20 protein-coding genes are annotated in these 23,885 nt (G+C 63.7%); 10 read left to right on the forward strand and 10 right to left on the reverse strand.

The genetic code is table 11. The features are described from left to right. From NCT05_RS23640 to NCT05_RS23655, 4 genes are all read right to left on the reverse strand, one after another. Entirely contained in the window at nt 1-939 is a 939-nt protein-coding gene (locus NCT05_RS23640) for a Gfo/Idh/MocA family protein (protein WP_175981093.1), read from the reverse strand. 31 nt (nt 940-970) lie between these two features. Then, nucleotides 971-1,390, reverse strand: coding sequence for a hypothetical protein (locus NCT05_RS23645; protein ID WP_250503302.1), 420 nt, complete (start codon nt 1,388-1,390; stop codon nt 971-973). Nucleotides 1,391-1,442: 52 nt separating this feature from the next. Then, nucleotides 1,443-1,745, reverse strand: coding sequence for a hypothetical protein (locus NCT05_RS23650; protein WP_250503303.1), 303 nt, complete (start codon nt 1,743-1,745; stop codon nt 1,443-1,445). Between the two features lie 129 nt (nt 1,746-1,874). Then, on the reverse strand, nt 1,875-5,411 hold the full coding sequence (locus tag NCT05_RS23655) for an indolepyruvate ferredoxin oxidoreductase family protein (RefSeq protein WP_250503304.1): 3,537 nt from the start codon (nt 5,409-5,411) through the stop codon (nt 1,875-1,877). A gap of 106 nt (nt 5,412-5,517) precedes the next feature. Here NCT05_RS23655 and NCT05_RS23660 point away from each other — a divergent pair, with 106 nt between their 5' ends. Beyond that, complete coding sequence (locus tag NCT05_RS23660; RefSeq protein ID WP_008348350.1) at nt 5,518-6,423, forward strand: LysR family transcriptional regulator; 906 nt, start codon at nt 5,518-5,520, stop codon at nt 6,421-6,423. Nucleotides 6,424-6,430: 7 nt separating this feature from the next. On the opposite strand, the gene NCT05_RS23665 is transcribed toward NCT05_RS23660, so the two are convergent. From NCT05_RS23665 to ampC, 4 genes are all read right to left on the reverse strand, one after another. Beyond that, the gene (locus tag NCT05_RS23665) at nt 6,431-7,873 is read right to left on the reverse strand and encodes an MFS transporter (RefSeq protein WP_008348352.1); all 1,443 of its coding nucleotides are present in this window, start codon (nt 7,871-7,873) and stop codon (nt 6,431-6,433) included. A gap of 60 nt (nt 7,874-7,933) precedes the next feature. Continuing rightward, nucleotides 7,934-9,895 carry an aconitase family protein gene (locus NCT05_RS23670; protein ID WP_250503305.1) on the reverse strand — a complete coding sequence of 654 codons (1,962 nt, stop codon included), beginning with the start codon at nt 9,893-9,895 and terminating at the stop codon, nt 7,934-7,936. A 92-nt stretch (nt 9,896-9,987) separates the two neighbouring features. Then, on the reverse strand, nt 9,988-10,878 hold the full coding sequence (locus NCT05_RS23675) for a LysR family transcriptional regulator (RefSeq protein ID WP_008348356.1): 891 nt from the start codon (nt 10,876-10,878) through the stop codon (nt 9,988-9,990). A gap of 11 nt (nt 10,879-10,889) precedes the next feature. Beyond that, nucleotides 10,890-12,053 carry a class C beta-lactamase gene (gene ampC, locus NCT05_RS23680; RefSeq protein ID WP_250503306.1) on the reverse strand — a complete coding sequence of 388 codons (1,164 nt, stop codon included), beginning with the start codon at nt 12,051-12,053 and terminating at the stop codon, nt 10,890-10,892. 108 nt (nt 12,054-12,161) lie between these two features. Here ampC and NCT05_RS23685 point away from each other — a divergent pair, with 108 nt between their 5' ends. Then, complete coding sequence (locus tag NCT05_RS23685; protein ID WP_008348361.1) at nt 12,162-13,043, forward strand: LysR family transcriptional regulator; 882 nt, start codon at nt 12,162-12,164, stop codon at nt 13,041-13,043. On the opposite strand, the gene NCT05_RS23690 is transcribed toward NCT05_RS23685, so the two are convergent. Further along, nucleotides 13,040-13,801 carry a YoaK family protein gene (locus tag NCT05_RS23690; RefSeq protein ID WP_008348363.1) on the reverse strand — a complete coding sequence of 254 codons (762 nt, stop codon included), beginning with the start codon at nt 13,799-13,801 and terminating at the stop codon, nt 13,040-13,042. The two genes, NCT05_RS23685 and NCT05_RS23690, sit on opposite strands and share 4 nt — an antisense overlap. Before the next feature lie 141 nt (nt 13,802-13,942). On the opposite strand from NCT05_RS23690, the gene NCT05_RS23695 reads away from it, so the two are divergent. The 7 genes from NCT05_RS23695 (at nt 13,943) to NCT05_RS23725 (ending at nt 20,692) form a co-directional block, all read left to right on the forward strand. Further along, nucleotides 13,943-14,452: a MarR family winged helix-turn-helix transcriptional regulator gene (locus tag NCT05_RS23695; protein WP_008348365.1), complete on the forward strand. Its 510-nt coding sequence runs from the start codon at nt 13,943-13,945 to the stop codon at nt 14,450-14,452. Between the two features lie 4 nt (nt 14,453-14,456). Then, a complete protein-coding gene (locus tag NCT05_RS23700) occupies nt 14,457-16,523 on the forward strand; it encodes an FUSC family protein (RefSeq protein WP_250503307.1) in 2,067 nt (688 codons plus the stop codon). A gap of 34 nt (nt 16,524-16,557) precedes the next feature. Further along, nucleotides 16,558-16,767 (forward strand): DUF1656 domain-containing protein, encoded by a 210-nt coding sequence (locus tag NCT05_RS23705; RefSeq protein ID WP_008348368.1) that lies wholly within the window; start codon nt 16,558-16,560, stop codon nt 16,765-16,767. Then, complete coding sequence (locus tag NCT05_RS23710; RefSeq protein WP_008348371.1) at nt 16,764-17,717, forward strand: efflux RND transporter periplasmic adaptor subunit; 954 nt, start codon at nt 16,764-16,766, stop codon at nt 17,715-17,717. Before NCT05_RS23705 ends, NCT05_RS23710 begins: the two co-directional genes overlap by 4 nt. 14 nt (nt 17,718-17,731) lie before the next feature. Beyond that, entirely contained in the window at nt 17,732-19,177 is a 1,446-nt protein-coding gene (locus NCT05_RS23715; RefSeq protein WP_502800894.1) for an efflux transporter outer membrane subunit, read from the forward strand. A gap of 81 nt (nt 19,178-19,258) precedes the next feature. Next, a complete protein-coding gene (locus NCT05_RS23720; RefSeq protein ID WP_175981113.1) occupies nt 19,259-19,861 on the forward strand; it encodes a phosphatase PAP2 family protein in 603 nt (200 codons plus the stop codon). A 108-nt stretch (nt 19,862-19,969) separates the two neighbouring features. Next, nucleotides 19,970-20,692 (forward strand): PP2C family protein-serine/threonine phosphatase, encoded by a 723-nt coding sequence (locus NCT05_RS23725; protein WP_008348376.1) that lies wholly within the window; start codon nt 19,970-19,972, stop codon nt 20,690-20,692. Here NCT05_RS23725 and NCT05_RS23730 read toward each other — a convergent pair. Further along, nucleotides 20,682-22,781, reverse strand: a complete 2,100-nt coding sequence (locus NCT05_RS23730) for a putative bifunctional diguanylate cyclase/phosphodiesterase (protein ID WP_250457322.1) — start codon at nt 22,779-22,781, stop codon at nt 20,682-20,684. The genes NCT05_RS23725 and NCT05_RS23730 overlap by 11 nt on opposite strands. 331 nt (nt 22,782-23,112) lie before the next feature. Here NCT05_RS23730 and NCT05_RS23735 point away from each other — a divergent pair, with 331 nt between their 5' ends. Continuing rightward, on the forward strand, nt 23,113-23,883 hold the full coding sequence (locus tag NCT05_RS23735) for a hypothetical protein (RefSeq protein ID WP_250503309.1): 771 nt from the start codon (nt 23,113-23,115) through the stop codon (nt 23,881-23,883). Nucleotides 23,884-23,885: the final 2 nt, after the last annotated feature.

Raw genomic sequence — 23,885 nt, forward strand, 5'->3', positions numbered from 1 at the left:
TCAGCGGCCGAATGCTTCCGTTTCGATGCGCCGTCCGGTGAGGAATGCATCGGCGACGAGTCGCAGCGGTCGCACATCGACATCGCTCGTTTTCGTTTCGATGAGCGTGTGAAAGTGCTCGTACAGCGCGGGATATTCGCGCTCGGCTTCGACATCGATCTCCTTGCCCGCGATCGACAGACGCTTGCCGCCTTCGCGCATCGAGAGGCGGCCCGCGTCCGTTTCGATGTCGATGTCCCATTCCTCGACGGGACCGTGACGCCAATCGAACACCGCGCGCACCGGCGCGCCGTTCGTCGCGACGCAATCGAGTTCGGCGGCGATCGGCGTGGATGTATCGGCCGGCATCGTGAGCGTGGCGGCGCGCAGCGCGACTTCATGCGGCAGGATGCGCGTGACGATCGATAGCGCGTTGATGCCCGGATCGAATACGCCGAGACCGCCCGGCTCCCAGATCCATTGCTGCCCCGGATGCCAGCGCCGCACGTCTTCCTTCCATCGCACTTCTACCGAGCGAATCGCGCCCGGTTCCTTCGACGCGAGCCAGGCGCGCGCCGGTTCGACTGCGCTCGCCGCGCGCGAATGCCACGAGGCGAAGAGCGTGCAGCCGTTCGCGCGTGCAACGTCGCGCAATGCTTCGACTTCGCTCACGCTCGCGCCTGGCGGCTTTTCGAGCATGACGTGCTTGCCTGCGTCGAGTGCGGCGAGCGCTTGCGCATAACGCACTTGAGGCGGCGCGCAGAGCGACACTGCATCGACCGACGGCTCGGCGGCGAGCAGCGCGCCGATATCCGGATAGTTGCGCACGCCTTCGACGCTTGCATTGCGGCTCGCGCACGCGACGAGTTCGAACCCCGGCTGCGCAGCGATCGCGGGCAAGTGCTGATCCCGCGCGATCTTGCCGATGCCGACGACGGCGAGCTTGTGTACGGCTTTCATGCGAATGTCTCCTCCTTTCCGTGGAACCGCATCACGTTTCCGCGTGACCGCGGCCGAACAGCGTGGCCCAAAGCGTTTCATGCTTCGGCTTCGTTATTTTCAGAAATAAACCCTCTACGCAAATCTGCGCCAGATTCTCATCGACCCCGATGCCCGTTCCCGTGACCGTTTGCATCGAACGACGTCTCGATATGCGGCGTTTCCTGAACCGCGCCGCGCAAAGGCAGCGAGCATGCAACCCACTTTTCGGGATTGTGTAGAGGTCGAACCCCTTGAGACGCTTATCCGAATCTAACACCATCGATAGCGTTCCCGCAGTAATGACATACACCGGCGGATGGATATCGCAGCGCCGGTCGATCTCTTCGCTTAGGTTGACCGTCTTTCGACGGAAGTGGACGAAGCCGCATACTCGATTGCGCAGCGCACAGTGAAGCAATCGCTGTCCCATTGCACTGTCGCACTGGAATCAATATGCGCCGTGGTATGAACGGTGGGCTGCTTCATAGGATGTGTCTGTAAGCGAAGTGAAGAATGGTGTAGTCGCGCTCTCGAACGACGGTAAGCGGCGACTCTATACGCCTCTCGCTTATCGCGATTCGCCCGTCGAGCGCATAGATGCGCGATACGCCCGCGTTTTCCTCGCGATAGTCAATGACGGCATCCAGCTCCGCGTCATAGATTGGCTTCGCATTGAAGGGCACGGACGGTGGACGGATTTCGAAGCGACCCACCTCAATCGGCTTCTTTGCAGGCTTCCAATCGAACGACGGCTCGTCTCTGCTATACGGCAACGACGATTGCATATTCTGACTCTCGAACATAGCGAGCTAACAGAATACTTTCCCATCCGAATTGATTCGTCACTTGAAGTTACGGTGACAAATCCGCGATACAGCTTCCGATTCGTCACCTCGCGATACCCTATCGCCCGCTCACGCAGTCGCCGCCACCTCCACCGGCGCGCGATAACTTTCGATCAACCGTTCGCGCTTCCTCGCGACGGCCGCGATGTTGCGCTCCTTCACATGCCCGAAGCCGCGGATTTCATCAGGTAGTTTCGCAAGCTTCAACGCGGCATCGCATCGTCGCGCATCGAGCGTCGCAACGAATTCATCGACGAGCGCAATGTAATCCGCGATCATCCGGCGTTCGGTGCGGCGCTCTTCCGTCTTGCCGAACACATCGAACGATGTGCCGCGCAAACCCTTCATCTTCGCGAGCACGCGAAACGCCGGCAGCATCCACGCACCAAAACGCTGCTTCACGAGATGGCCACGCTCGTCGCGTTTAGCGAAAAGCGGCGGCGCGAGATGGAACATCAGCTTGTAATCCCGGCCCGGTTCGCCCTCGAACTGCTCACGCAGCTTGTCGAGATACGCGGGATCGGCATAGAGACGCGCAACTTCATACTCATCCTTATAAGCCATCAGCTTCGCGAGATTCACCGCGACGGCGCGCGTAAGGGGTAACTTCGCGTTCAGCAGCTTTTCCTTCTCGCGAATGCGCTCGACGACATCGCGATACGAACGCGCATACGCTTCGCTCTGATACGCCGCGAGCAACGCTTCGCGCGTCGCGATCACGCTCTCCAGCGACTCCGGCATCTTCACGATGACCGCGCGCTGCGTGGACTTGAGCAGATCGCCGGCGCCGTTCTGCGCAACGAAGCGGCCCCAGTTGAACGCGAGCACGTTCTTCTCGCCGGCCACGCCGTTCAGTTCGATCGCGCGCGTGAGGCTCGCGAGTTCGAGCGGCAACCAGCCCTTCTGCCACGCGAAACCAAGCAGCAGCGGATTCGAATAGATCGTGTCGCCGAGCAGTTTCAACGCGAGCGCATTGGCATCGACGAACTCGCATCCCGCGCCGATGCTCTCCGACAACGCCTGCTCCGTCTGCGCAGCGGGAAAGGTCCATTGCGCATTCGTGACGAACTCGGCGGTCGGCGTCGCGCCGCTGTTGATCGCCGCGTGCGTGATGCCGTGACGCGTGCGCGACAGCACATCGTTCGATGCTGACACGATCGCATCGCAACCGATGACGAGCCGCGCTTCGCCCGTTGCGATACGTGTCGCATGCAGCGCTTGCGGCTTCGGCGCGATCTGCACGTGACTCAGCACCGCGCCGCCCTTCTGCGCGAGACCCGCCATATCGAGCACGGTCACGCCCTTGCGTTCGATATGCGCGGCCATGCCGATCAATCCGCCGATCGTCACCACGCCCGTGCCGCCAACGCCCGTCACGAGAATGCCGTAAGGCTTCGACAAGGCAGGCAACGAAGGGATCGGCAGATCATCGAAGTCCGGCTTCACGCCTGCGGCCGCCTTGGGCTTGCGAACCTGCGCGCCTTCAGCGGTGACGAAACTCGGGCAAAAGCCCTTCACGCACGAGAAATCCTTGTTGCACGAAGACTGGTTGATCTTGCGCTTCGTGCCGAGCGGCGTGTCCATCGGCTCGACCGACAGGCAGTTCGATTGCACCGAGCAATCGCCGCAGCCTTCGCAAACCGCATCGTTGATGAACGCGCGACGCGCCGGATCGGGATACGTGCCACGCTTGCGGCGACGGCGCTTCTCCGTCGCGCAAGTCTGGTCGTAGATGAGGATGGTCGTGCCTTGCGTATCGCGCAACTCGCGCTGAATGTGATCGAGCTCATCGCGATGATGCACGTTCACGCCCTGGGGCAACGCAACGTTCGCATCGTATTTCTGCGGCTCGTCGGTCACGATGACGATGCGCTTCGCTCCTTCCGCATAGACCTGATGCGCGATCTGCGGCACAGTCAATATGCCGTCGACGGGCTGGCCGCCGGTCATCGCAACCGCATCGTTATAGAGAATCTTGTACGTGATGTTCGCGTTCGCCGCAATCGCCGCGCGCACCGCGAGCAGGCCCGAATGGAAGTATGTGCCGTCGCCGAGATTGACGAAGACGTGTTTATCGCCGGAGAAATGCATCTGGCCGATCCACGCGACGCCCTCGCCGCCCATCTGGCTGAACGTCTCGGTCTTGCGGTCCATCCACATCGACATGTAATGGCAGCCGATGCCCGCGAGCGCGCGCGATCCTTCGGGCACGCGCGTCGATGTGTTATGCGGACATCCCGAGCAGAACCATGGCTTGCGCTCGACATCGACGCGCGGCTTGGTCGCCTCGCGCTCTTTCGCTTCGATCGTTTCGACGCGCGACAACATGCGCGCACGCACGTCTTCGGGAAGATCCGCGCGCGCGAGACGACGCGCGATAGCCTTCGCGATCAACGCGGGCGATAGCTCGTAATGCGCCGGCAGCAACCAGTCGCCGCGCGGCACAGACCATTCGCCGCCTTCGTTGTCGCGCTCGTCGAACTTGCCGTAGATGCGCGGGCGCACGTCTTCACGCCAGTTATAAAGCTCTTCTTTCAGCGCGTATTCGAGAATCTGCCGCTTCTCTTCCACGACGAGAATCTCTTCGAGACCGGTCGCGAACGCGCGTGCGTCCTGCGCATCGAGTGGCCACACGCAGCCCACTTTCAGCACGCGCAGGCCGATCTGCGCGCAGGTGTCATCATCGAGACCGAGATCGACGAGCGCCTGACGCACATCGAGATACGCCTTGCCCGCCGTGATGATGCCGAAGCGCGGCTTGTCCGAATCGATGACGACGCGATTGAGCTTGTTCGCACGCACGTAGGCCAGCGCCGCGTACCACTTCTCGTCGAGCAGACGCGCTTCCTGCGCGAGCGGCGAATCTGGCCAGCGAATGTTGAGGCCGCCTTCGGGCATCGCGTAGTCGTCCGGCGTGACGATCTCCACGCGATCCGGATCGAGATCGATCGATGCCGTCGATTCGACCACATCGGTCACGCATTTCATCGCGACCCACAGGCCCGAATAGCGGCTCATCGCCCATCCGTGCAGACCGTAGTCGAGATACTCCTGTACGTTCGACGGATACAGCACCGGAATGCCCGCCGCGATGAACGCATGATCCGACTGATGCGCGACCGAGGACGACTTCGCCGCGTGATCGTCGCCAGCGAGGACAAGCACGCCGCCATGCTTGTCGGTGCCTGCGGAATTCGCGTGCTTGAAAACATCGCCGGTGCGGTCGACGCCCGGTCCCTTGCCGTACCACATGCCGAACACGCCATCGCGTGTCGCGCCCGGCCACAGATTGATCTGCTGCGTGCCCCAGATCGACGTCGCCGCGAGATCCTCGTTCACGCCCGGCTGAAACACGATGTCGTTATTCTTCAGATGCGCCTTCGCCTTCCATAGCGACTGATCGAGCGCACCGAGCGGCGATCCGCGATAGCCCGAAACGAAGCCCGCCGTGTTCAGCCCCGCCTTGCGGTCGCGCGCTTTCTGCAACATCGGCAGACGCACGAGCGCCTGCGTGCCGCTGATATAGACGCGGCCTTTCTCCAGCGTGTATTTATCGTCGAGCGTTACGGTTGCAGCGGCTAGTGCGGCGCGATCGGGTGCGTTCATGAGGGCATGTCTCCGGAATTCGGGAATTAGTTTTTTTTGCCGAGTATAGGAAGCCGATTTGCGATCGTAAAATCACGAATACACAACTCCGGTATCTGAAAATCAGATGGCGTTCGATCTCACGCTCAGGCAGTTGCGCTACTTCGTCGCCGCCGCGCAAACGGGCCAGTTCTCGATGGCGGCGGCCAACGAACACGTATCGCAGTCGGCGATCACGAATGCGGTGCTCGCGCTCGAAAGCGCGCTCGGCACGAAGCTGTTCGAGCGCCTGCCGCAAGGCGTCGCGCTGACGCCCGACGGTCAGGATTTTCATAACCATGCGCGCCGCGTGCTCGACGCCGCGCGCGATGCGATGCACATGCCGCCGTTTCGCGCGCACGACATGCGCGGCGTCGCGCGAATCGCGGCGTCCTATACGGTGCTCGGGTATTTTTTGCCGGAACTGCTCGCGCGCTTTCGTGCGACGTATCCGTTCATCGATTTCGATCTGCGTGACATGGAGCGGCCGCAAATCGAAGAAGCAGTCGCGAATGGCGATGTCGATATCGGCGTGGTGCTGCTATCGAATCTGCAGCGTCCGAATCGTTTCGACAGCCAGGTCTTGATGCGTTCGCGCCGGCAACTGTGGGTCGCGCCGATGCATCCGCTCGCGCAGCAGCACGCGGTATCGCTGAAGGATATCGCCGTGCATCCCTACATTCTGATTACCGTCGATGAAGGCGAGCAATCGACGATGCGCTACTGGCACAAGAAGCGCATCGAACCGAACATCGCGTTTCGCACGAGTTCGATGGAAGCGCTGCGCGGACTCGTGGCGCATGGCTTCGGCGTCACGGTGCTATCGGATATGGTGTTTCGGCCGTGGTCGCTCGAAGGCAAGCGCATCGAGGCGCGGCCCGTCAACGACGCGATTCCTCATATGGAAGCAGGCATGATCTGGCGCAAGGGCGCGACGTTGAGCGCCCCGTCGACCGCCGTGCAGCAGTTCCTGATTCATGCCTGTGGTGCTTAGTTCGAACTCAATGCGAAATGCTTTCGAGCGATCGCCCGAGCGTGCGCGGTCCCATCGATCCGATGCAGATCATCACGATCAGCATCGCGCCCGCGATGAAGCCGAACACGCCGGTCACGCCCGCTTCCTTCAGCACGAACGCGATCACGAACGAACTGAACACCGCCGATAGCCGGCTCCACGAATACACGAAGCCGACAGCGCGTGCGCGGATCGTCGTCGGATAAAGCTCTTGCTGATACGTGTGATACGTGAACGAAATGATGTTGCCCGCGAGCGTCAGCAACACGCCGAGCGTGACGATCATCACCGCCGCCGACGCCTGGCTGAACAGCAGGCCCGCGACGATATTCACGGCCGCCATGAACACGATCACATGCTTGCGTTCGAAACGATCGGCGATCCAGTAGCCGAGCAAGGGACCGATGGGCGCGGCAAGCCCGATCACCGTCGTATAGAGCAGGCTCGACGTGACTGTCACGCCCTGCTTGACGAGCAGTGTCGGCACCCAGTTCGCGAAGCCGTAGAAACCGACCGTCTGACAGATATGAAAGACGATCAGCATGAGCGTGCGCTTGCGATACGGCGGCTTCCACATATCGGCGAACCCGGCCTTTCTTGCAATGGGATCGGAAGGACCCGGCGCGGGCAACGGCTTGCCGTACTGAAGCGCGACCGTGTCTTCGAGACGGCGCAGCACTTCGTCGGCTTCGTCGATGCGGCCTTTGCTCGCGAGCCAGCGCGGGCTTTCCGGCAGATTGCGCCGGAAGTACCAAACGAACAGCGCACTCACGCCCCCCGCCAATGCGACCCAGCGCCAGCCATCGAAGCCGAACGGCGCGCGCGGCACGAGCAGATACGAAAGGAACGCGACCACCGGCACGGCGGAAAAGCCGATCGCCTGACACACGGCGAACGCCCTTCCACGCAGATGTTTCGGCGCAAGCTCGGACATATAAGTACCGATGGTCACGAGTTCCACACCGATGCCGAGCCCCGACACAAAGCGCCAGAAGTTGAGCCACAGTGCCGTGTCCTGAAACGCCATCACGGTATTCGCCGCGACGTACCAGAGCAGCGAATACGTGAAGATCGCGCGACGTCCGTAGCGATCGGCGAGAAAGCCGCACGCGATCGTGCCGATGAACAAGCCGCAGAACAGCGCGGCGATGAAGCTCGCGACGCCCGTCGTGCCGAAGAGACCCGCGGTCGTCGATGTGAGAATGCCGCTCTTCACGAGACCCGGCGCGATATAGCCGGTGAAGAGCAGATCATATAGCTCGAAGAAGAAGCCGAGGCTCAGCAGAAAGACGAGTTTCCACACCGCGCGCGTGGCGGGAAGCCGGTCGAGGCGTGCCGAGATGCCCGCCGTGTCCGCGATGGCGGGCGCGTCCGTGAACGCGCTGCCGGCGGCGTCGTGCAGACGCGAAGTGCCCTGCATGATGGCCATTGCTTGTCTCCTGAATGTATTTTGAAGCCGCATCGATGGCGGCTCTGTCATGCTGCGTGCTTACTGCGTGAAGCGTTCTTGCAACTCCGCGAACGATGCGATGCGGCCGATAATTGCGCTTGCAACTACCGTCGGCGGGCTTGCGAGCCATACTTTCCCCGGACCCGAGCGGCCCGGAAAATTGCGATTGATCGCGCTGATGGTGACTTGTTCGGCCTGTGTCGACGAACCTGGTCCGCAGTTCGCGCACGCACCGCACGACGGTTGCAGCAGAATCGCGCCGACGCGCTTGAACGCATCGACATAGCCTTGCGCGATGCAATAGTCGCGCACGTCCTGCGTGCCGAATTGCAAATAGAGCGTCACATTGCCGGGCACGCGCAAGCCGCGCTTCGCCGCCCACGAAAGCACTTCGTGATAATGATCGAAGTCCTCGCGCTTGCCTGCCGTGCACGAACCGCCATACGCGATATCGATGACCGGCCTTTCATCGAGCGCTTCAAGCGCGATGCCGTTGCCCGGATCGCCGGGCGCGGCGAGCATCGGCGTGAGACGCGAGCAATCGATCGCGATGACATCGGCGTAGCGCGCGCCTTCATCGCTTCGCATCCATGGCTCGATCTTGAAGTCGATGCCGCGCCGCGCCTTCAGAAAGCGCACGGTTTCATCGTCGGGAGCGACGATGCCCGTGAAGCCGCCCAACTCGGCCGTCATGTTGGTGAGCGTCGTGCGCGCATCGGTCGAGAGGCTCGCGATGGCCGTGCCCGCGAACTCGAACACCTTGCCGACGCCCGCGCCCGCGCGTATGCGCGAATCGGCAAGCAAGTGAAGCACGATGTCCTTCGCGGTGACGCCCGCGGGAATCGGTCCCGATAGTTCGATGAGCAACGATTGCGGCACCGTCATGCGAACCGCGCCGGTGACGAATGCGTTCGCCATGTCCGTCGTGCCGACGCCGAACGCGACACATCCGAGCGCGCCGCTATGCGGCGTATGCGAATCGGTTCCGACGATCACGTGGCCGGGCAACGCGTAGCGCTCGGCCATCATTGCGTGCGAGATGCCTTCGGAGCCTTCGTCGAGCTCGCTGTTCGCTTCGCTCAGATAGCCGTGATTGCGCACATCGTAGTCATGCGCGAACGTGCGATGCGCGTCCGATAACTCGCGCACGTTCGGCAGCAGCCCGTTCCCGATATGCAGTTCGCTGCGATGCGAATACGACAGATGATCCTCGAACGCGAGCATGCTGCGCGGTTCGTGCAGCGTCAGCGGGCGGCCGAATGCCGCGTGCAGCATATGCGCGGCCATGCCCGTGTAGTACTCGTGGATGAAGCGCCAGTCCGCGCGCACGAAGATGCCGTTGCCCGCTTCGAGCGATGCGTTGGTCACATCGGTCGTCAATGTGTGACGCGCGAGAATTTTCTCTACGAGCGTGCGCGGCGCTTCATCGTGCGATGCTTCGCCGATGCTGACTCGTTGCATATGCAACTTTCCATAGCGCAACAGTCCGCCGCTCGTAAGGATCGCCGCCGCCAACGGATCGCGATCCGCAACGAGTTCATCGATATCGATAGCCTCGCCGCGCCGGATGCGTTCGATCAGGCCGAAATCCGTCGACGTGAAAAGCCCGAGATTGTCCGCGTTCTGCCGATAGATGCGTTCGAAGCTCCGCGCGATCACGAGCCGTATGCCCGCGTGATATTCGGCGAGCGGGCTATGTTCGCGCGACGAGCCTTTGCCATAGCGATTGCCCGCGACCGTCACCTGAAAGCGGCCCGCGCGCACGGCATCGTGGCCGATCGGATTGCGCCCGCCCGCATGAAACCCGACATACGGGCATTGACCGAGCCGCTCGTCGAAACGCGTGAGCACGCTGATCGGCGTGATTTCGTCGGTGGACACATCGTCGCGCAGTGCGCCCGCTTCATCGAGCGTGAGATCCTCGCCGGCGAGTTGCTGCTCGACCTTCGCGGCGTCCGCGCTCAGAAACAGGATTCTTCCGCTTACATTCAGATTGGCCATCGCATTCTCCTCGACGCCAATCTAGACGCACCCGCGCGCGTGCATGAAGTGTTCGTTCGGCACTGGGGCCATCGCGAGACGCGATGTCCGTGTTAACCCTCGCCGATGAGCGTATCGATCAGCGCCTGCACCGCCTTCAGCCGCGAAGACTTGCGCGGCGCATGAACGCGCAGGCATCGTCCGCTGCCCCACGTTTCGCGCAACGGCACGCGCACGAAATTGCGCGAACCCGCGAACGCCGACGCCGCGCTCGTCGGCACGATGCCGATGCCGAGTCCCGCTTCGACCATGCGGCATTGCGCATCGAAGCTGTTGACTGTGACGGTCACGTTGAGCGGCACGCGCGCGGCATCGGCGTGTTCCTTCAAGGTCTGATCGAGCGAACCGCCCGCCTGCAACGCGACGAGCGGAAAGCGCGTCACTTCGGCGAAGCTCAACGCGTCTGCTTGCGCGAGTTCGTGACCGGGCGGCAGGACGACCATCAGCGGATCGTCGACGAAGCGCCATGTATCGAGACCCGCATGCGCCTTCGTGCTCGCCGATATCCCGACATCCGCGCGATCGTCGAGACACGCGCGAATCACTTCATCGCTGATCTGTTCCGTCAACGCGATCTCGACGAGCGGATAGCGCGCCTTGAACGACGTGAGACGTTCAGGCAGAAAGCCGACGATCGCCGACGCATTGGCATAGAGCCGCACGACGCCCGCGATCTGGCCGCTCATCGACTGAACTTCGCGCGCCATGCTCTCGAGCTGTCCATGAATGGAACGCGCGCTCGCATAAGCATGCTGCCCCGCTTCGGTCAGTTGCACGCCCGAGGGCGAGCGAATGAGCAGCGCGACGCCGATGGCCGCTTCGAGATCGGCGATGCGCCTGCTCAACGCCGATGGCGCGATGTGACTGCGGCTCGCGGCGCGCGCAATCGATCCCTCCTCGACGACCGCGATGAAGAGTTCGAGACTGTAGGGATCGATTCGCATGGCTGTCGTGTTTATCGTCCGCCGGATAACGACGTGATGATTGCATACGCCGCCTTCACACGCTCTTCGTTCGGGATGTTCCTGTTCGCGAGCATCACGATGCCCACGCGCGCTTTCGGCACGAACGCGATATAGGCGCCGAAGCCGTTGGTCGAGCCGGTCTTGTTGATCCACACGTCGTCGCGCGGCGCTTGCGGCGGATCGATGCGCGTGACGGGCGTCGCGTTCAGGATCATCGACGACGAGTTTCCATCGAGCAAAGGCTGTAACGCGACCGGATACGGATACTGTTCCCAGATGAGATCCTGCGTCATCGGGCCGGCCTGGAAATAGCCCGTGTGCGTGGCATCGACGGCGCGCTGAAACGCCGGATCGATACGCACCAGGTTCATGTTGATCTGCAGAAAACGCGTCATGTCCGCAGCCGTCGATCTCACGCCATAAGCCTCCGGCGAAAGCACGCCACCTTTCATGCGTATCGGCGCGTCGTCTTTCGTATAGCCTTGCGCGTAATCGCGCTGCTTCGAAGCGGGCACGTTGATGTAACTCTGCTTCAGTCCCAGCGCGGGAAAGAGACGCGTCTCTATCAGCGCTGCGAAGTCCTGCTTCATGCTCTTCGCCGTGATGAGGCCAAGCGTGCCGATGCCGGGATTCGCATACGTGCGGATCGTGCCGGGCGGCCGGGCCGGACGCCATGTTTTGAAGTACTGCATCAGTTGCTCGTTGTCGTGAATCTCGTCGGGCACTTGCAGCGGCAAGCCGCCCGGCGTGTGCGTGCCGAGATTCAGCAACGTCACCTTGCCGAACTCCGTCCCATCGAGCGATGGAAGATACTTGCTCACCGGATCGTTCAAGGAAAGATCGCCTTCGATCTGCGCATACGATGCGAGCGTCGCGGTGAACGTCTTGCTGATCGAGCCGAGTTCGAAGAGCGTATCGCGCGTGACGGGCTGCTTCGTCGCCTTAGACGCCACGCCGTACTCGAACACATAAGGCTTGCCGTCGACGACGACGCCCACGGCCATGCCGTGAATGCCGTGTAGCGCCATCAACGGCTCGATGGTCTGATCGACGGTCGACTTGATGCTCGCTGCATCGTCGGCATAGGCGGCGCCGGACATCGCGCCAAAAGAAAAAATGGCTGCTGCCAAAAGACTCAGCGCGCGAAACTTCATTGTCTTGATCCTTCGTTCTGGTTTGCATGATTGGAACGAAGCGAAATATCCGCTCTTTTTCGCGCCTCGACAATCGAGGATAATTTGCCGCTGGCAATAGAAAAACTTATGCGAGCCATGCGACCTCATCTTCCCCTGAATGCGTTGCGCGCGTTCGAAGCGTCGGCGCGGCATCTGAGTTTCACGCGCGCCGCGCAGGAATTGAACGTCACGCAGGCGGCCGTCAGCCAGCAAGTGCGCGCGCTGGAGGAACGGCTCGGCACGCCGCTTTTCAGACGCCTCCCGCGCGGCCTCAGCGTCACCGACGAAGGGCGCGCGTTACTGCCCGTGTTGAGCGATGCGTTCGGCCGCATCGAAGCCGTGCTCAAGCAGTTCGAAGGGGGACACTTTCACGAAGTGCTGACGGTGGGCGTGGTCGGCACGTTCGCGGTCGGCTGGCTGATGCCGCGCATGAAGGCGTTTCGCGAGACGCATCCGTTCGTCGAGTTGCGGCTCTTCACGCATAACAATCTCGTCGATCCCGCATCCGAAGGGCTCGACTTCGCCATCCGCTTCGGCGCGGGCGTCTGGCCGGCGACGCATAACGCGCTGCTGCTCGATGCGCCGCTCGCCGCGCTGTGCGCGCCCGACATCGCGCGGCGTCTTTACACGCCATCCGATCTCGTCAATGAAGTGTTGCTGCGCTCCTATCGCGCGGACGACTGGAGCGACTGGTTCGACGCCGCGGGCCTCGACGCATGGACGATGAACGGTCCCGTCTTCGATTCGTCGCGCCTGATGGTGGAAGCCGCCGTGCAAGGCGCGGGCGTCGCGCTCGCGCCGCCGCGCATGTTCGTGCGCGAGTTGCAGGCCGGGCTGCTCGTGCGTCCGTTCGATGTCGAAGTGAGAACCGGCAGCTACTGGCTCACGTGGCTCAAGTCACGGCGTCTTTCGCACGGCATGAAGCTCTTTCGCGACTGGATCGTCCGGGAAGCGGCCGAGGCCGTTTAGCGGCGCAGGCGGCGTCTGCCTGCCGCGAGATCGTCCGCGAGCGGCACGGACGAGAACAGCAGCAGCAACGCGGCGAGCGGCACGGTCGTCGCGAAGCCGAGATGCGCGAAGCCGATCGCGCCCGCGAAACCGCCGAGCATGAACATCGCGAAGAGCGAACTCAGCAGCGCGAGACGCGCGTGATTCGCGCGCACATAAGAGGCATCGTCGCGCGCGACGCCGCGGTTCCAGTAAAGGCTCTTGCCGATCTCGATGCCGATGTCCGTCACGAGACCCGTCACATGCGTCGTGCGGATCTCCGCCTTCGATATCTTCGTGATCATCGCGTTTTGCAGGCCCATCACGAAGCAAAGCAGCGCGACGGTCAACGGCACATCCCACACGCGATGCGTCTCCAGATTGGCGCCGAGCATGCCGAACACGAGCAGAAGCGCCGCTTCGAGCAAAAGCGGCGTTGCGAACACGCTATGCGCGCGCCGCTGCCGTCCCCAGTTGATGAGCACCGCGGAAGTCGCCGCGCCGCCGAGGAACGCGCCGACCGCGCCGATCGCGGAAAAGACCAAGGCGATCTGGCCGAGCACGAGGTTATCGGCGATGGATGAAACGAGCCCCGACATATGGGACGTGTATTGTCCGACCGCGAGAAAGCCGCCCGCGTTCGCGGCGCCCGCGACGAAGGCGAGCGCGCAGCCTAGACGCCGGTTGGCGGAATCGGTGCGGCTGGGCGAAGTCAAGCCACGGATATAGGCAATCGGCATGGCGGCTCGGGCAGGATGATCGAGCCGAAAAGATAGCACGCCAATTTGCCTCTCCGGGCATGCCTACCGTACGCAATCTGAAAGAAAAAACATAAGTCGATAGCATGCTAACGAATAGAGTTCTCGCTATAATCCCGCCGCATGACTCATCTCGACTTTCTGCGCCGCTCCGTGAGCAGCACGCTCGTGCTTGCCGCGCGACGCTGGCGCCGCACGAGCCACGGCGTGCTCGCCTCGTACGGCGTGTCGGAAGCATGCGCCGTGCCGCTGCTCACGGCCAACCGGCTCGGCGAGGCGGTGCGTCAGGTGACGCTCGCGGAGCATGTCGGCATCGAAGGGCCATCGCTCGTGCGGCTGCTCGATCAGCTTTGCGCGGCCGGACTCGTGCGCCGTGACGAAGATCCCGAAGACAAGCGCGCCAAGACCATCACGCTTACCGACGAAGGCCGCGCCGTCACCGCGCGCATGGAAGAGCGTCTCGTCGCGCTGCGCGCGCGGTTATTGAAGGGCGTGAGCCGCGAAGACCTGGAAACGACATTGCGCGTGCTGAACGTGTTCAGCGCGTCGCCGGATGCGAAGCTGCTCGCGGCACTCGAAGCCGGCGATCAAACCGCAAAGCCGGCGCGGTCCGCCGCAAAGCGCGGAGCATAGCGCCATGTCCTTTCCATCCGCGCGCGAGTGGCTCTTTTCCGCCAAGACCTTCGCCGCCGCGATGATCGCGCTCTACATCGGCCTCAGACTCGAATTGCCGCGTCCTTATTGGGCGATGGCGACCGTCTATATCGTGTCGAATCCGTTCGTCGGCGCGACGCGCTCGAAGGCGCTGTATCGCGCGCTCGGCACCATGATCGGCGCGGCGGGCGCGGTGTTGATCGTGCCGCCGTTCGTCGAATCGCCGTATCTCTTCAGCGTGAGCGTCGCGTTGTGGACGGGCACGCTGCTCTTTCTCTCGATGTTCGACCGCAGCGCGCGCAGCTATGTGTTTCTGCTCGCGGGCTACACGCTGCCGCTGATCGCGCTGCCCGCCGTCACGAATCCGACGGCCGTCTTCGATCTCGCGATCACGCGCACCGAAGAGATCCTGCTCGGCATCGTGGTGGCGAGCGTCGTCGGCAGCGTGGTGTTTCCGAGCCGCCTCGCGCCGACGCTCATCGAACGAACGGACGCATGGTTCCGCGACGCCGCCTTCTACGCGAGCGAAACGCTCTCGGGGCATATCGCGGGCGCCTCCATATCGGCGGCGCGGCAGCGGCTCGCGGCGACCGTCAACGGACTCGAATTCCTGCTGAGCCAATTGACCTACGATCACACGCGGCCCGACATCATCCGGCGTGCGCGCGCGTTGCAGGGACGCATGCAGATCTTTCTGCCGCTGATTTCATCGATGGCCGATCCGCTCATCGAACTGATCGGGAAGCACGGCGAGCATCCTGAAGGGCTCGAAGCGCTGTTGAAGGACGTCGCCGCGTGGGTCGGCTCGCCCACGCCGCGCGCCAAAGAGGATGTCGCAAACGACCGTGCGCCCGATGCCTTCCGCGAGCGCATCAATGCGATGCGTCCGCCCGTCGAAGCGCTCGCGAGCGCGGACGGCGCGCTGCTCTCGAATGCGCTGTGGCGTCTCGGTCAGGTCATCGACGTATGGCAGGACATTCGCGCGTTGCGTGCGGCCATTCTCAACGAGACGAGCGAATGGCGTCCGCACTTCCGTCACTGGCGTTTGGGCGGCACCGCGCGCTTTTTCGATCGCGGCATGATGCTCTTTTCGACCGGCGTCGCGGTGAGCGCGATCATCGTTGCATGCGGGTTGTGGATCGAATCGGGATGGAACGACGGCGCGGCCGCCGTGACGCTCGCCGCCGTCGCGTGCTGCTTCTTCGCCGCGCTCGACGAGCCCGCGCCGCAAGTGTTCACGTTCTTTCTCGCGACGTGTCTGAGCGTCGTGCTCGCCGGACTCTACGTGTTCGCCGTCTTGCCGCACGTACACGATTTCCCGATGCTCGTCGTGATTTTCGCGGTGCCGTTCCTTATCATCGGCACGCTGATTCCGCGCCCGCGCTTCACGCTCGTCACGATGCTCACGGCCGTGAACACCGCAACCTTCATCAGCATCCAGAGCGCCTACGAAGCGGACTTCTTCGTGTTCGCCAACAGCAATCTCGCGGGCGTCGGGGGCCTGCTCTTCGCATTCATCTGGACGCGCATGACGCGTCCGTTCGGCGCCGAACTCGCGGCCGCGCGTCTCACGCGCTCGGCGTGGGCCGATATCGTGCTGAGCGCGTCGCCTTCGGTGCTGATCGCGGATCAGCGCAATCTCTACGCACGCATGCTCGACCGTCTGATGCAGCTCTTGCCGCGTCATGCCGCGACGGACTCGCATCGTCATCCGTCGATCGAAAGCTTTCGCGATTTTCGTGTCGCGCTCAATGCACTCGATCTGCGCCGCACGCGCCGCAAGCTGCCGCTGGACATACAGACATCCGTCGACGATACGCTCGACGCACTGCGCCGTTACTTCGAATCCTGCATCGCGCGGCGCGCACGACAGCCGGTGCCGCCCGAGCTGATTCGCAGCATCGATGTGACGAGCGCTCAGGTCACGTCGCGCGCGCTCGAGCAGTCGCAGAATGCGGCCGCGGAAAGATGGCTGCGCGACACGCTGCACGCGCTCGTCGGCATGCGGCTCTCATTGCATCCGCCCGCGACGCAGGAAGAGCCGGCATGATCTTCGTCACTCATTCTTCATCGGAACGCCATACATGATCGGCGAAATCGACATTCTCGGCGTCTTCGTGCCCGCCGTGCTCGTGCTGATGTTCATCGCCTATCTGTTGAATCTGGCGATTCGCAACGTGCTCGCGCGCGTCGGCTTTTATCGTTTCGTGTGGCACCGTTCCATCTTCGATCTCGGCATCTATGTTCTGGTGCTGGGCGTTGTCGTCATCGTTTCGCAGCGGCTCATCTCGTGAAAAAAACCTGGTTCTCTCTCGGACAGATTCTGCTTACGCTCATCGTCGTCGCGATTGCGTGCGTCGTGTTGTGGAAGCTCGTCGATTACTACATGTTCGCGCCGTGGACGCGCGACGGCCACGTGCGCGCCGATGTCATTCAAGTCGCGCCCGACGTGTCCGGCCTTATCACCGACGTGAAGGTCGCCGACAATCAGCAGGTGAAGAAAGGCGACGTGCTCTTCGTGATCGATCAGGCGCGCTACACGCTCGCGCTGCGCAATGCGCAGGCGACCGCGCAGCAACGCCGCGCCACGCTCGATCAGGCGCGTCGCGAAGATGCGCGCAATCGCGCGCTCGGCAATCTCGTCGCGCGCGAAGTCGTCGAGGAAACGCATTCGCGCGTCGAGCAGGCGACAGCCGCCCTCGCCGATGCCGAAGTCGCCATCGATACCGCGCGCCTGAATCTGCAGCGCACGGAGATCGTGAGTCCCGTCGACGGTTATCTCAACGATCGCGCGCCGCGCACCGGCGAATTCGTGTCGGCGGGACGCGCGGTGCTGTCGGTGGTGGACATGCAATCGTTCCGCGTCGAGGGTTACTTCGAGGAAACGAAGCTCGGCGGCATCGATATCGGCCAGCCCGTCGATATCAAGGTCATGGGCGAAGCCAACATTTTGCGCGGTCATGTGCAGAGCATCGTCGCGGCGATCGAAGACCGCGACCGTCAGCAAAGCCCGAGTCTCCTGCCGAACGTGAACCCCGCGTTCAGTTGGGTACGTCTCGCGCAGCGCATTCCGGTACGCGTCACGCTCGATGAGATCCCCGCCGACTTCCGCATGATCGCGGGACGCACGGCGACGGTTTCGGTGCGGGGCATCGGGCCGAAGATCGGCAAGCGCGCGGCGTCGGAGACGTCGCCCGCATCGGCGCCCGCGCCGACTTCGAGCACGTCGGGCACATCGCGATGAACGGCACGCGCATCATGAAAGCGATCGCCATCGCGGCTTCGTCGGCCTTCGCGCTCTTCGGCTGCACGACCCTCGGACCGAACTACACGCTGCCCGATAACGCCGCGATCAAGGCGCCCTACGCGAACGCGGCCATCGACGGCGCGGATCGCGCGCCCGTCACGCAAGGCGAAGTGCCCGCGAAATGGTGGCGTCTCTATGACGATCCCGTCGTCGATCAGCTCGTCACGCAGGCGCTCGCATCGAATACGGATTTGCGCGTCGCCGCCGCGAATCTCGCGCGTTCGCGCGCCGAAGTCGAGTTCGCGAACAAGCAAGGCGGATTCTCCGGCAAGACCTCGGCCGCGTTTCAGCGCGCGCAGGAATCGGCCGAGCAATATCTGTTGTCGGAGAAGCTTCCGGTCGTCAACGAAGGCGCGCTCGATCTGTCCATTTCCTACGAGATCGATCTCTTCGGCAAGCTGAAGCGCGGTGTCGAAGCAGCGAACGCGGACGATGAAGCCGTCGAGGCCGCGCAGCATCTCGCGCGCATCACGGTGGTCGCGGATGTCGTGCGCGCGTATGTCGAATCGTGCTCCGCGGGCGAAGAGCTGGAGATCGCGCAGAAGTCGTTCAACCTGCAGAAAGAGCGCGTGAAGCTCACGCAGCGTTTGCGCGACGCGGGCCGCGGCAATCAGTCGGAAGTCACGCGCGGACAGACTCAGGCCGATACGCTCGCCGCCGACATTCCGCGCTTCGTCGCGCGCCGCCGCGTCGCGCAGTATCGGCTCGCGATGCTGCTCGCGCGCGCGCCGTCCGACTTGCCCAAAGCCGCGCTCGCCTGCAAGAAGCTGCCGAAGCTGCGCGCGCCGATTCCGGTCGGCGATGGCGCTGCGCTGCTGAAGCGCCGTCCCGATGTGCGTCAGGCCGAACGGCAGCTCGCGTCGTCGACGGCGCGCATCGGCGTCGCGACGGCGGCGCTGTATCCGTCGGTGAGTCTCGGCGCATCGGTGGGTTCCGTCGGCATCGCGGAAGACTTGTTCGGCGCGAACACGAACCGCTGGGCGTTCGGGCCGCTCATCAGCTGGAGCTTTCCGATCAACGGTCAGCGCGCGCGCGTGACGCAGGCGGAAGCATCGGCGAGCGGCGCGCTCGCGCATTTCGACGGCGTCGTGCTGAAGGCGCTGCAGGAAACGCAAAGCAGCCTCGCGACCTACGCATCCGACACCACGCGCGCCGATGCATTGCGCACCGCGTATAAATCGGCGATCGAATCCGCCGATGAGACGAATCGCCTGTATCGCGCGGGACGCGAGTCCTTCCTCAACGATCTCGATGCGACGCGCACGCTCACCGGCGTCGCGGCGCAGGTCGCGGCCGCCGAAGGTCAGGTCGCGATCGATCAGGTCAACCTCTTTCGCGCGCTCGGCGGCGGCTGGGAAACCGACGAAGCCATCGCGCAGAATTCAAAGGGCAAATAGCGCGCGCGAGCCACGGCTAAGGGTCGCATAAGTTTCGCCGGATACGATCGGCCGGATCATCGTAACCAGCGAAACTGCCGCATGAATGCACTCGAAGCGCTCAACCGCGCGTGGTTCCTTGCGATCAACGCGCGAGCCGCCACGCCGCTATGGCAAATCGACGTTGCCATCGCCATCGCCGAAGATCTCGTTTATCTCATTCCCGCGCTGCTCGCGTTCATGTGGCTCTTCGGCGGCCGCCTTCAACGCGGCGCGGCCGTGCGCGCGTGCTGCGTCACGTTCCTCGCGCTCGGGCTCAATCAGCTGATCGGCATGCTGTGGATGCATCCGCGGCCGTTCATGATCGGCCTCGGCCATACGTTCATCGAGCATGTGCCCGATTCGTCGTTTCCGAGCGATCACGGGACGCTCTTCGCCAGCGTCGCGCTGACATTGCTGCTTGCGCGTCTCTGGCATGACGGCCTGCTTGCCGCGCTCGCGGGCGTCGCGGTCGCGTGGGCGCGGGTCCGCATCGGCGTGCATTTTCCGCTCGATATGGCGGGCGCAATCGGTGTCGCGTGCATCGCGTATGCGCTCGTCGCGCCGCTCTGGGCGCGTGCCGGAGAAGCGCTGATGCGCTTGCTGATTGCGCTCTATCGCAAGGCCGCGTCGTGGCCGATTCGCCGTGGCTGGCTCGCGCCTTGAGTTTCAAAAGCGCGGACGCGCGTTCGTCTTGATCGCGTAGCCCGCGCGGAAGGCCCGCGCATCGCTCATCGACGTTCGCCAACCATGACAAGCCTTCAAGGTAGCCCCATGCGATTCGATCTCGCCAGCTTCACCGATCCGGGCGGTCGCAACAGCAACGAAGACCGGCTCGTGCTGGTCGCGCATCGCCGGCTGATCGCGGGCATCGTCGCCGATGGCGCGGGCGGTCTCGGCGGCGGCGACGTCGCGGCGCAACTCGTCGTCGACACCATGCGCGACGTGCTGCGCGATTGCGCGACGCGCGGCGAGAGCGTCGAAACGGGACAACTCGCCGATGCGATGCTCGCCGCGAACCGCGCGATCGTCGATGCGCAATCGGCCGGCGGCACGCGCGAACGCATGCGCTCGACCGCCGCGATCCTCACGATCGACCCGCAAGGCGCACACGCGAACTGGGCGCATTGCGGCGACACGCACATCTACTGTTTCAGGAACGGACGCATCGTCCTGCAGACGCTCGATCAGGGCAGCGCGCAGCCATACCGGCTGCGCAGCGTGATGCACACGGCGCTCGGCACCGACGACGAACTGAAGATCGAAGCCGCGCGCGTGCCCTTTCCGATCGAGGATGGCGACGCGTTTCTCGTCTGCAGCGACGGCTTCTGGGAACATCTCGACGAAGCGTCGATGATCGATTCGATCGACGATGCCGGCGACGCCGCAAGCTGGCTCGCCGCGCTCGCGGCTCGTGCGCGCCGCAACGCGCCCGCCGGCGCGGACAATCTGAGCGCGATCGCGTTGTGGGCGGGCGCGCCGCGCGTCAGCCGATAGGCGCGGCGCAGGCGCGGCCGGACGCGACGATCCGTCCCGCCATGCTGCTCAAGAAGCCCGGAAGTTCCGCCGCGGGCATCGGCCGGCTCAGCAGAAAACCCTGCATCTGATCGCATTCGAGTTCGCCGAGCGTGCGGAATTGCGACTGCGTTTCGACGCCTTCCGCGACGACCTCGATCTGCAACGCGCGCGCGAGCGTCACGACCGCCGACAGCAACGCGCTGCCGCGCTGCCCGGACGAATCGAGATCGCGCACGAAGGAGCCGTCGATCTTGATCTGATCGAAACGAAAGCGCTGCAGATAACAGAGGCTTGAATACCCGGTGCCGAAATCGTCGATGGCCACGGCGTAGCCGCGCGCTTGCAGCGCCTCGATCGTGCGGCTCGTCCGTTCGATGTTCTGCATCGCCGTCGATTCGGTGATCTCGAACATGAGGCGCGACGGATCGACGCCGGACGCGGCGATCAGCGCATCGACGCGCGCGACGAGATCGGGCACGTTGAACTGGATCGGCGACAGATTCACCGAGACCGAGATCGCCGGCAGGCCGTCCGCGTCCCATCGCGCGATGTTGCGGCACACTTCGCGCAACACCCAGTCGCCGATTTCGACGATGAGGCCGGAGCGCTCGGCGATCGGAATGAATTCGAGCGGCGCGATTTCGCCGAGCTCCGGATGACGCCAGCGAATCAGCGCCTCGACGCCCGTCACCGATTGCGACGCGACGCTGAACTTCGGCTGAAACGACAGGCTCAACTGGTCGTCGCTCAACGCGCGATGCAGGTCACGTTGAAGGATCAGCGACCTGAGCGCCGTGTGATTCATCTGCGGCTCGAACACGCGGACCGTATTGCGCCCGCTCTGCTTCGCGGCGTACATGGCGGCGTCGGCGCTGTGGAGCAGTTCGTCGGCGTTCGCGCCGTCGCGCGGATGAAACGCAATGCCGATGCTCGCGCTCACGCGCAGCGGCAAGCCGTTGACGACGATCTCCTGCGAGAGACGCCCCAGCACGCCATTGGCGACCGTCATTGCCGCCGAGGTGTCCGCCGCGTTCCCGACCACGATCACGAATTCGTCGCCGCCGAGCCGCGCGACCATGTCGGTATGGCGCAAATCCTCGCGCAGACGCTCGGCGCATACCTGCAGCAGATCGTCGCCGACGCCATGACCGAGCGAATCGTTGATCGACTTGAAGCCGTCGAGATCGATGAAGAGCACCGCGAACGGCGACGCGCGGCGCGCGCCGTCTTCGATCGCCTGCGCGATGCGCAGCGTGAGTTGCTGGCGGTTCGGCAACCTCGTGAGCGCGTCGTGCGTGCCGAGATAGCGCAGTTGCCGGTTCGCGCGCTTCAGCGAGATCGACAGGCTGCTCGTGTGGAGCGCGAACAGCGCGAGCGTGCCGACGAGCACGGTGAACGACATCGCCGTGACGACGAGCGCGAGCCAGTTCGCGTCGAGTTTGGCATCGGCGAGGCAGAGGCTGCCCGGCGCGAAATTGGCCGCGTCCATGCCCAGATAGTGCATGCCGGTGATGGCGACCGCCATGATGATCGCCGCGCCGAGCCGCTTGACGACGCGGTTCTCCACGTTCGACGCGCGCAGCGTGAACGCGAGCCAGAGCGCGGCCATCGACGCGAAGATCGCGACCGCGACCGACAGCGCCACTTTCCAGACCGTGTAGTCGATTCCCGGCGACATCTCCATCGCGCGCATGCCGGTGAAGTGCATCGCCGCGACGCCGACGCCCATGATCGTGCCGCCGACGACGAGGCGCGGCCACGATAGCGCGCCCCGGCTCGCGGTGGCGAGCGCGATGAACGACACGCCGATCGCGAGCACGAGCGACGCCGCCGTGATGGACACGTCGTAGCCGACGGAAATCGGCAGCGAGAACGCGAGCATGCCGATGAAGTGCATCGACCAGATGCCGACGCCCATCGACACCGCGCCGCCGGCAAGCCAGGCGGGGCGGCGTTTCGCGCTCGCAAGCGCATTCAGGCCGCCGGACAGCTCCATCGCCGTGTAGGACGCGAGGAACGCGACCACCAGCGACAGGCAGACCAGCAGCGGATTGTAGACACCAGTCATCGGCCCTCTCTCGTTTCTTGTCAGTCTTTTGCGACTGCTTTTTCTTGCGGTTCGACCGCCTCAGGCCCACGCCGAGATGACGCCCGGCGCTCGATTCCTCATGCGCTATCGGCCGGTCAGCCGAAAACTTTATGGCCATCCCCTTTCTACGACTTTCGATGTAGGCCATCCAGCCGATTTTGCGCGCGCCCCGCCGTGACTAATTTGAAAGCGCCGGCTCGCAGGAACGGCTGAAAAGCCGACACGCCTCGGGCCACGCGCCGGGCGGCGCAGCAAACGCAGGAGGGGCCATGTTCACGCACAGAGGATTCAGGGGAACGGGAGCGTCATCATGGACGCGCTGACTCATCGCGACGCAAGCGCCTTCGCGCTCGAAACGTCGACGCTCGCCGAACTGTGGCATCGCCGGACGAGTCTCTCCGACAGCGAAATCGGCCAGATCTACAAGCTGGTGTTGGCGGCGCTGCGCGGCTATTACCCGTCGGAGTTGCGCGGACTGCCCGAGGACAAGGAGGAGCTGATCTCGCAATTCTTCTTCTCGCGCGTGTTGCGGCTCGACTTCGAGCAGCGCCCGTCGCACGCGTCGCCGGAGAGCGCGCCGTCCACGGCGCATGCGCTGTGCGCGTACTTTCGCCGCTTCCTGATCGACTGTCTGCGCAGCGCGAGCCTGCAGCGCAATCTGTCGATCGAGATCGACGGCGTGCAGGCCGAAGTCGATTCGCGCGCGCACGCTCCCGACGATCCGGTGGCAGCCGCGCTCGCCGAATTCGGTCTGAGCGAGGCGGACGTGCGCGGTCTCGCGCGCGCGTTCGTCGCGGCGCTCGATGCGCCGGACCGGATCGTCCTCGCGGGGAGTCTCGGCGCGTGCGGCGAACGCAAGGGCGGGCTCAAGGCCGTCGCGGACCGGTACGAGGTGCCGTCGTATCACTATCGCGCGCGCAAGCTCGGCGTGACGATGAAGAAGAGAGCGACGCCGAAATCCTTCGCCGCGACGAAAATCGGCCGCTGGATGGAGGACACGCTCGGCATCGCGATCGCGCCGGAGAACCGCGACGCGATCCTGATCGTGCTGAATCTGCTCGCGCTAGAAGCGCACGAATGAGC

Source organism: Caballeronia sp. AZ7_KS35 (assembly GCF_023631045.1).
In the GTDB taxonomy this organism is placed as follows: domain Bacteria; phylum Pseudomonadota; class Gammaproteobacteria; order Burkholderiales; family Burkholderiaceae; genus Caballeronia; species Caballeronia zhejiangensis.

Coding starts and splice junctions, on each gene's coding strand:
- NCT05_RS23725 (WP_008348376.1), top strand. CDS start 19,970: ATGCGATTCGATCTCGCCAGCTTCACCGATCCGGGCGGTCGCAACAGC.
- NCT05_RS23670 (WP_250503305.1), bottom strand. CDS start 9,895: ATGGCCAATCTGAATGTAAGCGGAAGAATCCTGTTTCTGAGCGCGGAC.
- NCT05_RS23720 (WP_175981113.1), top strand. CDS start 19,259: ATGAATGCACTCGAAGCGCTCAACCGCGCGTGGTTCCTTGCGATCAAC.
- NCT05_RS23705 (WP_008348368.1), top strand. CDS start 16,558: ATGATCGGCGAAATCGACATTCTCGGCGTCTTCGTGCCCGCCGTGCTC.
- NCT05_RS23665 (WP_008348352.1), bottom strand. CDS start 7,873: ATGGCCATCATGCAGGGCACTTCGCGTCTGCACGACGCCGCCGGCAGC.
- NCT05_RS23715 (WP_502800894.1), top strand. CDS start 17,732: ATGAAAGCGATCGCCATCGCGGCTTCGTCGGCCTTCGCGCTCTTCGGC.
- NCT05_RS23640 (WP_175981093.1), bottom strand. CDS start 939: ATGAAAGCCGTACACAAGCTCGCCGTCGTCGGCATCGGCAAGATCGCG.
- NCT05_RS23735 (WP_250503309.1), top strand. CDS start 23,113: ATGGACGCGCTGACTCATCGCGACGCAAGCGCCTTCGCGCTCGAAACG.
- NCT05_RS23685 (WP_008348361.1), top strand. CDS start 12,162: ATGCGAGCCATGCGACCTCATCTTCCCCTGAATGCGTTGCGCGCGTTC.
- ampC (WP_250503306.1), bottom strand. CDS start 12,053: ATGAAGTTTCGCGCGCTGAGTCTTTTGGCAGCAGCCATTTTTTCTTTT.
- NCT05_RS23695 (WP_008348365.1), top strand. CDS start 13,943: ATGACTCATCTCGACTTTCTGCGCCGCTCCGTGAGCAGCACGCTCGTG.
- NCT05_RS23655 (WP_250503304.1), bottom strand. CDS start 5,411: ATGAACGCACCCGATCGCGCCGCACTAGCCGCTGCAACCGTAACGCTC.
- NCT05_RS23645 (WP_250503302.1), bottom strand. CDS start 1,390: ATGGGACAGCGATTGCTTCACTGTGCGCTGCGCAATCGAGTATGCGGC.
- NCT05_RS23730 (WP_250457322.1), bottom strand. CDS start 22,781: ATGACTGGTGTCTACAATCCGCTGCTGGTCTGCCTGTCGCTGGTGGTC.
- NCT05_RS23660 (WP_008348350.1), top strand. CDS start 5,518: ATGGCGTTCGATCTCACGCTCAGGCAGTTGCGCTACTTCGTCGCCGCC.
- NCT05_RS23690 (WP_008348363.1), bottom strand. CDS start 13,801: ATGCCGATTGCCTATATCCGTGGCTTGACTTCGCCCAGCCGCACCGAT.
- NCT05_RS23700 (WP_250503307.1), top strand. CDS start 14,457: ATGTCCTTTCCATCCGCGCGCGAGTGGCTCTTTTCCGCCAAGACCTTC.
- NCT05_RS23650 (WP_250503303.1), bottom strand. CDS start 1,745: ATGCAATCGTCGTTGCCGTATAGCAGAGACGAGCCGTCGTTCGATTGG.
- NCT05_RS23675 (WP_008348356.1), bottom strand. CDS start 10,878: ATGCGAATCGATCCCTACAGTCTCGAACTCTTCATCGCGGTCGTCGAG.